Below are 14,154 nucleotides of genomic sequence, written 5' to 3'. Positions count from 1 at the left end.
AACGTAACAGAGAAGACAGGAAAATTTCGAAGAACGCAAGATATGCTCAAAATCGCGTCTTGTCCTCATTGTGGCGGGGTCATTGAGGAATACTGCAATCCGGTCCCCACGGTTGACGTTGTCATTCATGAGCCCGGTCTTGGGATCGTCCTGGTGGAGCGGAAGAATCCGCCGTCTGGATGGGCCTTGCCGGGCGGTTTCGTGGACTGCGGCGAAACGGTCGAACAGGCGGCCGTTCGCGAGGCGTACGAGGAAACCGGGCTGCATGTCGAACTGACGGGGTTGCTTGGTGTCTATTCCGATCCTGCGCGCGACCCCCGCATGCATACCTTGAGCGTGGTCTTCACCGGACGCACGGCGGATCCCGATGCGCTCTGCGCGGGCGATGACGCCGGTGCGGCCAGCTTTTTCCCGCTCGAATCCCTTCCTACGCCTTTGGCCTTCGACCATGCGCGGATAATCGAGGATTTCCGGGCACGGCTCGTCGGCCGGCGTTGACGCACTGCTTCGGAGACTTCCCGGCGGAGGCCGGGTACGGGTGATTGATGTCTGATCGGCCGCTGGTGCTGCATGTGACGTCCGAGATCTACCCATTTTCCAAGACAGGTGGTCTGGCGGACGTTCTGGGTGCGCTTCCTCCCACGCTGGCGCGCAAGGGGGTGGATGTGGCCGTGGTGACGCCTTTTTATGGGCGGCTTGCCACGGGGGGCTATCCCATCCATCTTCTGCATTCCGATGTTCCGGTAGGCTTTCCGTGGCCGCCCATCACCGCCGAGGTCTACAGCGCGGAGTATCAGGGCGTTCCGGTCTACTTCATCGGGCGCGGCGAGTATTTCGATCGCCGTTTCTATTACAACACGCACAAAGGCGACTATTTCGACAACTGCGAGCGCTTCGTGTTCTTTTGTCGGGCCGCCCTCGAATGGTGCAAGTATCTCGACAGGCCCCCGGCCATCGTCCATGCACACGATTGGCAGGCCGCCATGACCGTGGCCTATCTCCATTTCTGGCGACAGATGGACCCCTTCTGGAAGGACGTGAAGACCGTCCTCACCATCCATAATCTGGCCTTTCAGGGGCGCTATTCTTCGCGCCTGTTCTGGGAGTCCGGCCTACCTACGGATGCGTGGAACATGGACGGCGCGGAATTCTGGGGTGATTTCAACATGCTCAAGGCGGGCATCGCCTATGCCGACAGTGTGACCACCGTCAGCCCGTCGTATGCCCTTGAGATACAGACGCCGGAATTCGGTTGCGGGCTGGACGGCATCCTCCGCCACCGTTCGGAGCGGCTGACGGGCATCATCAACGGTGCGGACTACGACGTGTGGGACCCGTCGTCCGACAAGTTTTTGCCCCATGTCTATGATTCGGCGAACATGAAGGGAAAGCGCATCTGCAAGGAGCATCTGCTGCGCGAGTACTGCATGGACCCGGTGGTGGCGCAGCGGCCCCTTCTGGGCTTCATTGGACGTCTGCGGCGGCAGAAGGGCATCGACCTGCTCATCGAGATTCTGCCCGCGCTCATGAAGATCGGCGTTGGCGTGGTGGTGCTTGGCGAGGGAAACCTCGAGTTCGAGGCGCAACTCATGGAGCTCATGGAGCGCTATCCCGGCCGTCTTGCCGCACGCATCGGGTACACCGAGGAGTTGGCGCATTACATTCAGGCTGGGACCGACATTTTTCTCATGCCCTCGCGCTACGAGCCGTGTGGGCTGACGCAGATGTATTCCCTGCGTTTCGGCACCGTGCCGGTGGCCAGCTCCGTCGGCGGGCTTCGCGACACCATCGTTCCGCATCCGCGTTTCGGGTCCACGGGCTTCACCTTCACGGCGGGCGATCCCAGTTCGTTTCTGCGGTCCATTATGGAGGCGCTGGCCATCTGGGAGAAGCCGGGTGTGTGGAATCGCATCCGTTCACGGGCCATGCAGGCCAGCTTTTCGTGGGAGGATTCCGCGCGGGGGTATATGGATGTGTACCGCGAGTTGGGCGTGAGCATGCCTGACGCTTGAACCTCACCCCAAAAATGATGTAATGTACGGGGTGATGCCCAAGGAGGAATGATATGTCCCTGAAAAAGATGTATTTGAGAAGCAAACCCGTATGCAAGGTCACGTTTCGCGTTCCGAAGGAATCCGCCGATGGGGCGAAACACGTTTCCCTCGTCGGCGAGTTCAACAATTGGAGCGAGAAGTCTACGCCGATGAAGCGACTGAAGAACGGCGACTATACGCTGACGCTCGAACTCGAAACTGGGCGTTCGTTCCAGTATCGCTATCTCATCGACAAGACCCGTTGGGAGAACGACGGGGAAGCCGATGCCTACGTGCGCAGCACGTTCGGCAATTGCGACAACTCCGTGGTGACGACCTGACGCGGCGGGTCGGCTCTGTGGCGACAGGTTGCGGGCGTGGCGCGCTGCGCTTTCGCCCGTCGTGAAGGACGCGGATTTTCCTCGGACCAGGCACTCTTTCATACCCCGCAGTCGGCGCGGTCTTCGGCGCTGGACTGCGGGGTTTGCCTTGCGTATGCTCCCCCGTCATGACTGAACAAACGCTTCTGCTCACACTTGGCGATCCTAATGGACTGGGACCGGAGTTGGTCTGTCGCCTGCTCGGTTCCGGCGAGTTGCCGTCCTCGCGGCTCGTGCTCATCGGGCCAGAGACGGCGCTTGCGCATCATGCGCGGCGGCTTGGCATCGCGCCGTTCTGGACGCGGGTGTCCGATCCCGGCGAATGCCCGGACAAGCCCGTGGTGCTCGTGGTTCCCGAAGGTCTTGAGGACTTCGTCATGCAACCGGGCCAGCCCCATCCCGAGGGCGGAAGGGCCGCCGGGTTGACGCTCGAAGCCGCCTGCGGATTCCTTCTGGCGGGCAAGGCGCATGGCGTGGTCACCTGTCCGCTGAACAAGGCCATGCTTCAGGACGCGGGTTTCGATTTTCCCGGCCATACGGAATTTTTCGCCGAACGCCTTGGCGTTGGGCGCGACAATGTGTGTATGCATCTGGGCGGACCGCGTCTGCGTGTCAGCCTCGTCACCACACATCCCCGGCTGGCGGATGTTCCCGCGCTCATCACGCGCGAGCGCGTCCTGCGGTGCCTGCGGCTGACGCGCGAGCTTGTGCGCGCCCTTGGCGTGGACGATGCGCCCATCGCCGTATGTGGGCTCAATCCCCACGCTGGCGAATCCGGCAAGATCGGCCGCGAGGAGATCGAGATCATCGGTCCCGCCGTGGACGAGGCCCGTGCCGAGGGGATTGACGTCGCGGGGCCGCTGCCCGGCGACACGGTGTTCCACTTCGCCGCGCAGGGGCGCTACAGCGCCGTTCTGGCCATGTACCACGATCAGGGCCTCGCGCCCCTGAAGCTCCTGCATTTCTATGAGGCGGTGAACGTGACCCTCGGTCTGCCCGTGGTGCGCACCTCCGTCGATCATGGCACCGGATACGACATCACCGGGCACGACGTGGCCGACCTCGGCAGTCTGCGCGCCGCCATTGACTGGGCCGAACGCCTCGTACGGGGGCGTTTTGGCGCGGAGAAATCGCGCTCCTGATCGTTTTTCCATTGTGACGCACGGCTTTTCAACGCCGGGGTGGTGATGACCGCCCCGGCGTTTTTTTATGCCTTTTGGCACGTTCGTCTCTGCGTCGTGTCGCCTGTCCGCCTTGATCACTGAATTTTTTTTATTGCGCATCAGCGTATCAAATTGCCCGAAAATTGACGGCTGGTGGGGACCATTGCTGTTTTTTGCCGCATTGGACGTGGATGATTCATGTAGCGGATTGAAATGATTGGCGAGCATGCAATGGGTACGCTTTATGCTCATTGTCGCTGATATGAAAACGTACAGTAAATCGGTGAGTTGGTGGTGTGTGATGTAGTGCGTTGATATAAGGGGAAATTGATGCGCCACGTTGAAATGACACACACAATTTGCTACATGCAATACAGTGGTGTCAGATGCGACATTTGCGCTTCAATCTGTACTCTTCAACCTCGTTCGGTAGGTAATTCGCATGTTTAGAGCATTCGTTCAGGCACGCATGAGTTCAAGCAGGTTTCCGGGCAAGGTTCTGGCTCCGTTTCGAGGCTTTCCCCTTCTTCATCATGTGATCGAACGCGTGGCGCGGGTCATCCCCCGTTCGCGCATCACCGTGGCCACTAGCACCGAATTCACCGACGACCCGTTGGCCGGGTATGCGGCCACGCTTGGCGTGCGCGTGCATCGCGGTCCGCTCGACAACGTCTTCGAGCGGTTCCGGGGCTGCCTTGCCGAGTATCCGTGCGACTGGTTCTACCGCGTGTGCGCGGACAGCCCTCTCATCCGTCCAGACCTTCTTGGCTCGCTGGCTCACCATGCGGACCCGGCGCAGGCCGACATCGTGACCAATGTCTTCCCCCGCACATTCCCGCGCGGCCTCTCGGCGGAGCTGGTGCGTTCTGCGGCGTTCATGGCTGTTGATGGCAGGGTGCTCACGCCTGCCGAGCGCGAGCATGTAACGCTGCATTTCTACAATCATCCCGACCACTATAGGATCGTTAACGTTCCCAACCCGGAGCGCATTCCCGACGGGGGCGATAGCTACACCGTGGATACGCTCGCCGACATTCATCGGCTTGAGGACGCGGTGGCCGCAGCTGGGGAGAACAGGTGTGGCTGATGGACGACCTGTCGCGGCGGTGGCCGGGCTTGGGGTGGGAGCGCGCCATGCGGACACGTTGCGCTCCTGCGGCTGCGAGTTGCGGCTGTTGTGCGACCCGGACGTCGACAGGGCGCGGTCCCTGGCCAAGGAACTCGGTGCAGGGGGCCATGCGCGGGATTTCGACGCCATCCTCGCCGATCCCGAGGTGGAGCTGGTGGTGGTGGCCAGCCCGGACGATGCGCACTTCGCGCAGGCGCTGGCCGCGCTGGAGGCCGGACGGCACGTGTTCGTCGAGAAACCCATGTGTCGCACCATCGCCGAGCTGCATGCCCTGCGCGTCGCGTGGGCGGCGCACGGCGGGCGGGTGAAATTGGCGTCGAACCTCGTGCTACGGGCCGCGCCGCTGTATCGCCGCGTGCGCGACGACGTGCAGGCCGGGGCCTACGGGACTCCTTACGCGGTGGACGCCGAGTATCTCTATGGCCGTCTGGAGAAGATCACGGGCGGGTGGCGCGGCGGAATTCGGGACTATTCGGTCATGCTTGGCGGCGGGGTGCACATGGCGGACCTCATGCTGTGGGTGCTTGGCGAGCGTCCGCACACGGTTCGTGCCACGGGCAACAGGATTTGCACGGCCTCGCGCGCGATGGGCTTCGACGACTTCAGCGCGGCGGAACTGCGCTTCCCGTCCGGAGTTGTGGGGCGGCTGACGGCGAACTTCGGATGCGTGCAGCCGCATCAGCACGTGTTTCGCGTCTACGGGACGGGCGGCACCTTCCATTTCGACGACGCGGGGGCGCGGATGTACGCAAGCCGCAGTCCGGATCGACCGCCGGTGCGACTGCACGAGTCCTCCCGCCCCGAGGACGCATCGGCCCTTGTGCCGTGGTTCGTGGATGCCGTGCGCACGGACGCCGACATCGGCAAGCATACGGATGACATGTTCGCCGCCGTGAGCGTGTGCGTGGCATGCGACCAGGCGGTGGCGACCAACAGCGAAACGGAGATCGAATACGCATGACGCAACGCAGGGAGATTCCATTCGGCAGGCCGTGGATGACGCATCGCGAGCGCGAAGCCGTGGCCACGGTGCTCGACGGGCCCATCCTGACGCATGGTCCGCACTGTTCGGCCTTCGAGAAGCGGTTCGCATCCTTCATGGGCGACGGGGCGCATTGCGTGAGCATGAGCTCGTGCATGGCCGCGCTGCACATGGCGTGGTTCCACCTTGGCGTGGGACCGGGGGACGAGGTGATCTGCCCGGCCATGACGCATGTGGCCACTGCCCATGCCATCGAGCTGACTGGAGCGCGTCCCGTGTTCGTCGATTGCGATGCGAGCGGAAATATCGACCCCGTCGCGGTGGAGGCGGCCATCACGCCGAACACGCGCGGCATTACGCTGGTCCATTTCCTCGGCGTGCCGTGTGACATGGCGGCCATCATGGACATTGCGCGGCGGCACGACCTGCGCGTGGTGGAGGACTGCGCCCTTGCCGTGGGAACGCGCCTCGACGGCGTGCATGCGGGCCTGTTCGGCGATGCGGGATGTTTTTCGTTCTATCCGGTGAAGCATCTGACGACGGCCGAGGGCGGCATGCTTGTGACACGGGATGCCGATGCCGCCGTCACCGTGGCGCGAAAGCGGGCCTTTGGCGTGGACAGGACCCACGCCGACCGCAGCATGCCCGGCGTGTACGACGTGGACATGCTGGGCATGAACTGCCGCATGAGCGAGTTGCAGGCCGCCCTTGGGCTGGCCCAGTTGGAGCGGGTGGACGAGATGCTCGCGCGGCGGCGGGAGAATTTCCGGGTGCTGTCGGAGGGGCTGGGAAGCCTTGAGAATGTGCGCGTCCTCGGCGGCGTGTCCGGGGAAACATCAGGCGGCGTGTCCGGTGGCACGTCCGGCGGCGTGTCCGGCGGCACATTTGGCGGCGAAGCCGGGGCCGCAATCGGGGCGGGCGCGCAGTCGAGCCACTACTGCCTGAGCGTGGTGCTTGAGGGGCCACTGTCGGCGCGTCGGCCCGATCTGGCCGCGTCGCTTCGGCAGGCGGGCATCGGATTCAGCGTCTACTACCCGCATCCGGTGCCCCGGTTGACCTACTACAGGGAGAAATACGGCTGGCGGGACGGAGAGTTTCCCAACGCCCGCGCCGTAAGCGATTCGTCCGTGGCGCTGCCCGTGGGGCCGCATCTCGGCGTCGGCGACATGGAATACGTTGCCGAAACGTTCAGCAATGCTGTCAAGGAGTTGTAACGTCATGACCCTCATTCCCTTCAAAGGCAGGCGCATCGCCCTCATCGGCGGCGCCGGGTTCATTGGCCACAATCTCGCCCTGCGGCTTCGGGCGCTGGGTGCTGAGGTGTCGATCATCGACAGCCTCATGATCAACAACCTCCTGACCTTCGCCTCCACCGCCACGGATGTCCCAAACCGCGACATCTACCTCGATATGCTCAACGCCCGCCTTATCCTGCTGCGACAGGCGGGGATTCCACTCTTCGTGCAGGACTGCCGCGACTACAACGCGCTCTCCAAGCTCATCGCCCGCATCGACCCGCAGGTGGTGGTGCAACTGGCGGCGGTGGCCCATGCCAACAAGTCCAACAAGGACCCCTACAGCACCTTCGACCACAGCTTCCGCACGCTGGAAAACGCGCTGGACTGCTCGCGCGATAGGGTGGAGCACTTCATCTATTTCTCGTCCAGCATGGTTTACGGGCATTTCCGCACCGGCACGGTGATGGAGGACACCCAGTGCGAGCCGCTCGGCATCTACGGCGCGCTCAAGTTCGGCGGGGAGAAGCTCGTCATCGCCTACAATCAGGCGTTTGGGCTGCCATACACCATCATCAGGCCCTCGGCGCTCTATGGCGAGCGCTGCGTGAGCCGCCGGGTGGGGCAGATATTCATCGAGAGCGCTCTGCGCGGCGACGAGATTCGCGTGCTTGGCGACGGATCGGACCGCCTCGACTTCACCTACATCGACGACTTCGTGAACGGCATGCTGTGTGTGCTGGAGAACGAGAATTCCCGCAATCAGATATTCAACATCACCTATGGCGAATCGCGTTCGCTGGGGAACATGGCCGACCTCGTCCGCGAGCACTTCCCCGGCGCGCGGGTGCGCTATGTGCCCAAGGACAACCTGACGCCCGACCGGGGAACGCTGTGCGTGGACAAGGCCCGCGAACTGATCGGCTATCGCCCCGAATGGCCGCTTGAGCGGGGATTCGTGAAGTATATCCAGTGGTACAAGCATATGTACGCCGATGGAAATGGCGGTTCGCGCCTCACCTCGGCAACGGTGCTGCCGGGAATGCTGCCGCCGGAGGCGCGGCAATGAGCCTGCGGGACGATCTGGTCTGCAACGCCGCCGACCTTGTCCGCCGTGACGAGTGGCTGGCGCGGCGGCTGGGCAGACCGGCGTTCGTGGTGGATGGCTGCCTGCTTTCGGGGCTTGACGCGGTGGCCATCCGTAGCGCTCTTGGCGCGCTTTTGAGCATGAAGTCCGTGTTCGCATGGACGCGCATTCTGGCCGATGCGGCCGGCACCGCGTGCGTGCTGCGGCATCTGGGCTTTCTGCCCGTGGTCACGGCGGTGACCATGGAGCGTCGCCTGGATGAGGACTTTCCTGCGGGTAGTGGCGCAATATCCGTGCGCATGGCCCGTGGGGAGGATGAGGAGGCCGTGCGGCGCATCGCCCGCGAGAGCTTCACATGGTCGCGCTTCCACCGGGACCCCTTCATCCCGCGCGCGGCGGCGGATGCCCTCAAGGAGGAGTGGGCCGCGAACTTCTTCGTGGGCAGCCGGGGGGATGCCATGGTCGTTGCCGAGGATGGCGGGGCGGTGGTTGGTTTCGCCCTGTTCTTCTGTCGCGGGAGTGACCTCGTTCTCGACCTCGTGGCCGTGGCGGCGCAGGCCCGAGGGGCTGGCGTCGCGGGGGCGATGATGGCCCATGCCAGCCGCGAACTGGGGCGCTTTTCCATTCTGCGCACGGTCACGCAGGCCGAGAACGCACCGGCCATGGCCTGCTATCGCAAGGCGGGATTCCGTTCCGTCGCCGTGGAACGCGTGTTCCATTATCACGGCGGCGTGTCGGTTCCGAAGGAGGGGGACGAATGCTGATCGGCGGGGCCGACACGGCGGACCGCGTCTTCATCATCGCCGAGATCGGCAACAATCACGAGGGCGACGTGGCGCTTGCCGAGGAGATGATCGGTCTTGCCGCCGCTGCGGGGGCGGACGCCGTGAAGTTCCAGACCATCGTGCCCGAGCGGCTGGTGAGTGGCGTGCAGACGGCGCGCATCGCGCAGCTTTCGCGCTTTGCCCTCGGGTACGACGACTTCCGCAGGCTGGCCCGCGCCGCGCAGGCGGAGGGCGTGGCGTTTCTGTCCACGCCCTTCGACATCGAAAGCGCGATGTTTCTCGATGAACTGGTGCCCGCGTTCAAGATTGCCTCGGGCGACAATGGCTTCGTGCCCCTGCTGCGGGCCGTGGCGCGCACGGGCAAGCCGGTGCTTCTGTCCACGGGGCTTGCCGACCTCGCGGCCGTGCGCCGCAGCATCGGCATCATCCGGCAGGAGCGCAGCTGTGACGGAGGCATCGCCGCGTTGCACTGCGTGAGCGCCTATCCCACGCCGCCGGAGCAGGCCAACCTGCGGGCGGTGACGACGCTGGCCGGGCTTGGGGTCACGCCGGGATATTCCGACCACACGCTTGGAATCGCCGCCGCGATTCTTGCCGTGGCCTGCGGAGCGCGCATCGTGGAGAAGCATTTCACCATCGACCGCAACTTCTCGGACTTTCGCGATCACGCCCTGTCTGCGGACCCGGCGGATTTCGCGCGAATGGTGGGGCGCATCCGCGAGGCGGAAATCATGCTCGGCACGGGGCTGAAGGAGCTTCAGCATTGCGAGGCCGGCAACCTGGACGCCTTCACGCGCTCCGTGGTGGCGGCCTGCGATCTGGAGGCGGGCAGCCGCATCGGGTGGGAGCATATCGACTGGGTGCGGCCCGGAGGCGGAGTGCGCCCCGGCGACGAGGACGTGGTGCTTGGGCGGGTGCTGGCGCGGGCCGTGCGGCGGGGCGAAATGCTTTTGCCAGCGGACATGGAGTGGGAAGCCTAGGAGGGCACATGTGCGGCATTGCGGGATACCACGGAACGCGGGTCATCGGCGACGAAGCCGTGCGGACATGCCTTGAGCGCATGCGCCGTCGCGGTCCGGACGCCGCCGGTGTGTACCGCGCCGCCGTCTCGCCGCGCATGAACCTGTGCCTGTTGCATTCGCGGCTGGCGATCATCGACCTCGACGAGCGCGCCAATCAGCCGTTTTCCGTGGATGGGCTGGTGCTCGCCGTGAATGGGGAAATCTACAACTACCTTGAGGTGCGCGCCGCTTTGGAGGCCGAGGGCCGCGCCTTCCGTACGCGAAGCGACACCGAGGTGCTTGCGCGGGCGCTTGGCGCGTGGGGCCTTGACGCGCTGGACAGGCTGGAAGGCATGTGGGCCTTTGCCGTGCTCGATAGGCGTGACGGCACCCTCGTCCTCTCGCGCGACAGGTTCGGCGAAAAGCCGCTCTACCTCTGCCGCGACGACACCGGGCTGTATTTCGCGTCCGAGGTGAAATTCCTCGAAGCGCTGTGCGGCAGGCGTTTTCCCGTGAATCGCGAGCACCTGCGGCGTTTCCTCGTCAACGGCTACAAGTCCCTCTACAAGACTCCGGCCGGGTTCTTCCTCGGCGTGGAGGAGTTGCCCGCCGCCGGGCTTCTGACGCGCTACGCAGACGGGCGCGAGGAACGTGCCCGCTACTGGATGCCACGCATCGAGCCGGACGAAGGCATGAGCCGCGCAGAGGCCGTGACCGGTGCGCGCGATGCGCTTTTGGAGGCGGTGCGCCTACGGTTGCGGGCCGATGTGCCGCTGGCCTTCTGCATGAGCGGGGGTGTGGATTCGAATAGCCTCATCTCCATCGCCCGCACGGTGTTCGACTACGACGTGCACGGCTTCACCATCGTCAACACCGACGAGCGCTACGCGGAGTGGGATTCCGTGAGCCGGGCCGTGGATGAGCTGGGCATCCGGCATACCGCCGTGCCCGTGCGCACGGACGACTTCCTGCCGCTTCTGCGCGAACTGGTGCGTCAGCACGACGCGCCGGTCTACACCATCACATACTACGCCCATTGGCTGCTCATGAGCGCCGTGGCCGCGAACGGCTACCGCATCGCCGTTAGCGGCACCGGGGCGGACGAGTTGTTTTCCGGCTACTACGACCACCACGCCCTGTACCTGCACGCCGTGCGCGACGACCCCGCGCTGTTCGCCGAATCCCTGCGCAACTGGCGGCGGCATGTGGAGCCGATCGTCCGCAATCCCGTGCTGCGCGATCCCGAGGTGTTCGTGAAGAACCCCGGCGAGCGCGGGCACATCTATCTGGATGCGGCCAATTTTTCGGCGCGCCTGCGCGAGCCGTTCGAGGAACCCTTCACCGAGGTTTCGCACGATACGGACCTGCTGCGCATGCGCATGCTGAACGAGTTGTTCCACGAGGCTGTGCCCGTCATCCTGCACGAGGACGACCTGAACGCCATGTATTTCTCCATCGAGAACCGTTCGCCATTCCTCGACCGGGGGCTTTTCGAGATGTGCGGGCGCATTCCCACCCGCCACCTCATTCGCGACGGGTTCAACAAGTCCGTGCTGCGCGATGCCATGCGCGGCATCGTGCCGGATCACATCCTCGACGACAGGCGCAAGGTGGGCTTCAACGCGCCGGTGTTTTCATTCCTTGACCGCGACGACCCGGAGGTCCGGGCCGAATTGCTCGCGGATGGCCCGGTGTTCGACGTGGTGCGGCGCGAGGCCGTGGCGGAGCTGCTGGATCGTCCGGGGGCGTTGCCCAACAGCGAGAGCAAGTTCCTGTTCGCCTTTCTGGGGGTGAAGATGTTCCTTGAGGAGTATGCGTCATGAGGTGGTGTGCGCGGTGTGTGCTGCCGGATACCCGGCCCGGCATCGTCATCGGCGATGACGGCGTGTGCAACGCCTGCCGCACCCATGGCCTGCGGCCCGAAGTGGACTGGGCCGAGCGGGCGCGGGCCTTCGGGCGGCTGTGCGAATCCGTGCGGTCCGATGGCCCCGGCTATGACGCGCTTATCCCCGTGAGCGGCGGCAAGGATAGCCACTGGCAGGTGCTGACCTGTCTGGAACACGGCCTGAAACCGCTGTGTGTGACATGGCGTCCGCCGGGGCGCACGGCCCTTGGGCAGGCCAATCTGGACAACCTCGTCCGCCTTGGCGTGGACCACATCGACTTTACCGTGAATCCGGACGTGGAAAGCCGGTTTATGCTCGCGGCGTTTCGGCGCTTCGGGACGCCGGGGCTGCCGATGCACATGGCCATCTTCGGCATTCCGCTGGCCATGGCGCTGCGTATGTCCATCCCCCTCGTGGTGTGGGGAGAGAACTCCGCGCTGGAGTACGGCTCGCCCGATGGGCTGCACATGGGCGAGCGGCTGACCTCCGGCTGGCTGGCGCGCCACGGCGTCATGCACGGGACCACCGCCGAGGACTGGATAGGCAGCGAAGGGCTGAGCGCCCGCGACCTGACGCCGTACTTCGGGCCGTCGCCGGATGATTTGGAGGCGAAGGGGCTGCGGGCCGTGTTCCTCGGCTGGTATTTCCCGTGGGACCCGGAGGCGGTGCGCCGGGTGGCGAGCGGGAGCGGATTTTCCGCAAGCGCGGACGGAGCGCGCACAGGGTTCTACGATTACGCCGATGTGGATGACGAATTCATCGCCGTCCATCACTGGCTCAAGTGGTACAAGTTCGGCTTTACCCGGACCTTCGACAATCTTTCGCTGGAAATCCGCAATGGCCGCATGACGCGGGGCGAGGCCCTGGCCGAGATAGCCCGGCGGGGCGACGAGATGCCCCGCGAGGACATCGAGGCGGCTTCGGCCTTCATGCGCATATCGCCCGAGGAGTTTTTTCGGATTGCGGAGCGCTTTCGCAATCCGGACGTGTGGACACGCCACGACGGGCGCTGGACCATCCCGGACTTCATCGTGCCGGATTGGGAGTGGACATGAAGATCGAACGCAGGGACCCCCCGCGCCGGTTCCGAACCGGCATCCGCGACGACGTGACCATGAGCGATTGCGCGAACATCGCCCTTGGCCCGGACGAGCAGGTGACCTTCGTCACCGAGTCCGGGGCGGAATACGACGTGGCGCGCAAGTCGTGGGGCTTCTACGCCACGCCGTCGCTCAACGGCAGGCTGGCCGGTTTCGGGCTGCGGCCCGTGCTGGTGGTCAACACCCTCGGGCGGCATTTTGTCCTCTTGGTGGAGGATGGGAGCGAGGACGATTTCGCGGCGTATCTGCATTCGGAATCGCTCCGGGTGGTGTGTCGTCTCGACGATCCCGAGGCGTTGGCTACGCTCGGAAGGGAGGGAAAGCCGTGACCGGAGTGGGCCATGGGTTGAAATGCCTGTGCGGCGGCGAGCGCTTCCGTCGGGAGTTCCTCTTCGACGCACCGCCAGACGGCGAAACGCGTTTTCACTTCGAGGGCGAGTATCTGCGGGAAATGTGGCGTTGCGGGTATTGCGGACATTTCCTCGCGCGGATGCGCATGGACATTTCGGACCTCTACGAGCGCGACTACGTGGACATGACCTACGGCGGCGAAAAGGGACTGGAGGAGGCGTTCACGCGCATCGTGTCCCTGCCGCCGGAGCGGTCCGACAACGTGTGGCGGGTGGCGCGCATCATTTCCTTTGCGGAGGCACGTTATCGCAGCAGCGACCCCTCGGGCGCGGCCTTGAGGCTTTTGGATGTCGGCTCCGGCCTTGGCGTGTTTCCCCATGCCATGCGGCAGGCAGGCTGGAACTGCATGGCCCTCGACACGGACGAGCGGCTGGTGGCCCATGCCCGAAAGGCGGCCGGGGTGCTGGCCGTGTGCGGAGATTTTCTGACGCTACCGGGGCTTGAGGGCTTCGATGCCATTACCTTCAACAAGGTGCTGGAACATGTGGCGGACCCGGTGGCGATGCTCGCCGCGGCAGGGGAGAAGCTCGCACCCGGTGGCTTCGTGTACCTCGAAGTGCCGGACGGCGTGTCGGCGCTGGCCGACGGCCCATGGCGCGAGGAGTTTTTCGTGGAGCATCTGCATGTCTTCTCGTGCGCGTCCGTGGCCATCATGGCCGAACGGGCCGGTTTCGCGCCGCTCGCCATCGAGCGCGTCAACGAGCCGAGTGGCAAGTACACCCTTCGCGCGTTTCTGGAGCCGGACCGCCTTGGCCCCGCGTGGTGGGCGGTCTGAGCGTTGCATTTCTGGCACATGGCACGGGGTTACACTGTAGGATTGTTGTGCTCGTCATATAACACATGACAATTGCGCCTGTTTGGAAAGGGGGAATGTAAGTTGCTTGCGTTGTGAGAGGTGTCGCCTGTGTCGAGGCGTATCGCCTGTGGCAAATAACGTGAATTGTTTCGGTGAGGTGGAGGAT

General features: G+C 64.4%; 14 protein-coding genes. All 14 read left to right on the top strand.

Translation table 11 applies throughout. The features are described 5' to 3' along the window. Window positions 1–42 precede the first annotated feature (42 nt). The 14 genes from GGQ74_RS03740 to GGQ74_RS03675 all read left to right on the top strand — a co-directional run bounded on the left by GGQ74_RS03740 (window position 43) and on the right by GGQ74_RS03675 (window position 13,967). Complete coding sequence (locus GGQ74_RS03740; RefSeq protein WP_167940185.1) at window positions 43–498, top strand: NUDIX domain-containing protein; 456 nt, start codon at window positions 43–45, stop codon at window positions 496–498. Between the two features lie 47 nt (window positions 499–545). Next, window positions 546–2,012, top strand: a complete 1,467-nt coding sequence (glgA, locus tag GGQ74_RS03735; RefSeq protein ID WP_167940184.1) for a glycogen synthase GlgA — start codon at window positions 546–548, stop codon at window positions 2,010–2,012. Between the two features lie 53 nt (window positions 2,013–2,065). Beyond that, entirely contained in the window at window positions 2,066–2,374 is a 309-nt protein-coding gene (locus tag GGQ74_RS03730; protein ID WP_167940183.1) for an isoamylase early set domain-containing protein, read from the top strand. A 167-nt stretch (window positions 2,375–2,541) separates the two neighbouring features. Beyond that, window positions 2,542–3,555, top strand: coding sequence for a 4-hydroxythreonine-4-phosphate dehydrogenase PdxA (gene pdxA / locus GGQ74_RS03725; RefSeq protein ID WP_167940182.1), 1,014 nt, complete (start codon window positions 2,542–2,544; stop codon window positions 3,553–3,555). 463 nt (window positions 3,556–4,018) lie between these two features. Then, window positions 4,019–4,663: a cytidylyltransferase domain-containing protein gene (locus GGQ74_RS03720; RefSeq protein ID WP_167940181.1), complete on the top strand. Its 645-nt coding sequence runs from the start codon at window positions 4,019–4,021 to the stop codon at window positions 4,661–4,663. Next, window positions 4,656–5,666: a Gfo/Idh/MocA family protein gene (locus tag GGQ74_RS03715; RefSeq protein ID WP_167940180.1), complete on the top strand. Its 1,011-nt coding sequence runs from the start codon at window positions 4,656–4,658 to the stop codon at window positions 5,664–5,666. The genes GGQ74_RS03720 and GGQ74_RS03715 overlap by 8 nt, the downstream gene beginning before the upstream one ends. Next, window positions 5,663–6,901, top strand: coding sequence for a DegT/DnrJ/EryC1/StrS family aminotransferase (locus tag GGQ74_RS03710; protein ID WP_167940179.1), 1,239 nt, complete (start codon window positions 5,663–5,665; stop codon window positions 6,899–6,901). Before GGQ74_RS03715 ends, GGQ74_RS03710 begins: the two co-directional genes overlap by 4 nt. Before the next feature lie 4 nt (window positions 6,902–6,905). Further along, complete coding sequence (locus tag GGQ74_RS03705; protein WP_167940178.1) at window positions 6,906–7,991, top strand: NAD-dependent epimerase/dehydratase family protein; 1,086 nt, start codon at window positions 6,906–6,908, stop codon at window positions 7,989–7,991. After that, the gene (locus GGQ74_RS03700) at window positions 7,988–8,773 is read left to right on the top strand and encodes a GNAT family N-acetyltransferase (RefSeq protein WP_167940177.1); all 786 of its coding nucleotides are present in this window, start codon (window positions 7,988–7,990) and stop codon (window positions 8,771–8,773) included. The genes GGQ74_RS03705 and GGQ74_RS03700 overlap by 4 nt, the downstream gene beginning before the upstream one ends. After that, on the top strand, window positions 8,767–9,774 hold the full coding sequence (locus GGQ74_RS03695) for an N-acetylneuraminate synthase family protein (RefSeq protein ID WP_167940176.1): 1,008 nt from the start codon (window positions 8,767–8,769) through the stop codon (window positions 9,772–9,774). Before GGQ74_RS03700 ends, GGQ74_RS03695 begins: the two co-directional genes overlap by 7 nt. Before the next feature lie 8 nt (window positions 9,775–9,782). Further along, window positions 9,783–11,618, top strand: coding sequence for an asparagine synthase (glutamine-hydrolyzing) (gene asnB / locus GGQ74_RS03690; RefSeq protein ID WP_167940175.1), 1,836 nt, complete (start codon window positions 9,783–9,785; stop codon window positions 11,616–11,618). Beyond that, the gene (locus GGQ74_RS03685) at window positions 11,615–12,736 is read left to right on the top strand and encodes an N-acetyl sugar amidotransferase (protein ID WP_167940174.1); all 1,122 of its coding nucleotides are present in this window, start codon (window positions 11,615–11,617) and stop codon (window positions 12,734–12,736) included. Before asnB ends, GGQ74_RS03685 begins: the two co-directional genes overlap by 4 nt. After that, a complete protein-coding gene (locus GGQ74_RS03680; RefSeq protein ID WP_167940173.1) occupies window positions 12,733–13,110 on the top strand; it encodes a hypothetical protein in 378 nt (125 codons plus the stop codon). Before GGQ74_RS03685 ends, GGQ74_RS03680 begins: the two co-directional genes overlap by 4 nt. Further along, window positions 13,107–13,967, top strand: a complete 861-nt coding sequence (locus tag GGQ74_RS03675; protein ID WP_209280059.1) for a methyltransferase domain-containing protein — start codon at window positions 13,107–13,109, stop codon at window positions 13,965–13,967. The genes GGQ74_RS03680 and GGQ74_RS03675 overlap by 4 nt, the downstream gene beginning before the upstream one ends. The last annotated feature ends 187 nt before the right edge of the window (window positions 13,968–14,154 follow it).

It is taken from the genome of Desulfobaculum xiamenense, from assembly GCF_011927665.1.
Taxonomy (GTDB): Bacteria; Desulfobacterota; Desulfovibrionia; order Desulfovibrionales; family Desulfovibrionaceae; genus Desulfobaculum; species Desulfobaculum xiamenense.
This window is presented reverse-complemented; position numbering and strand designations above follow the sequence as displayed.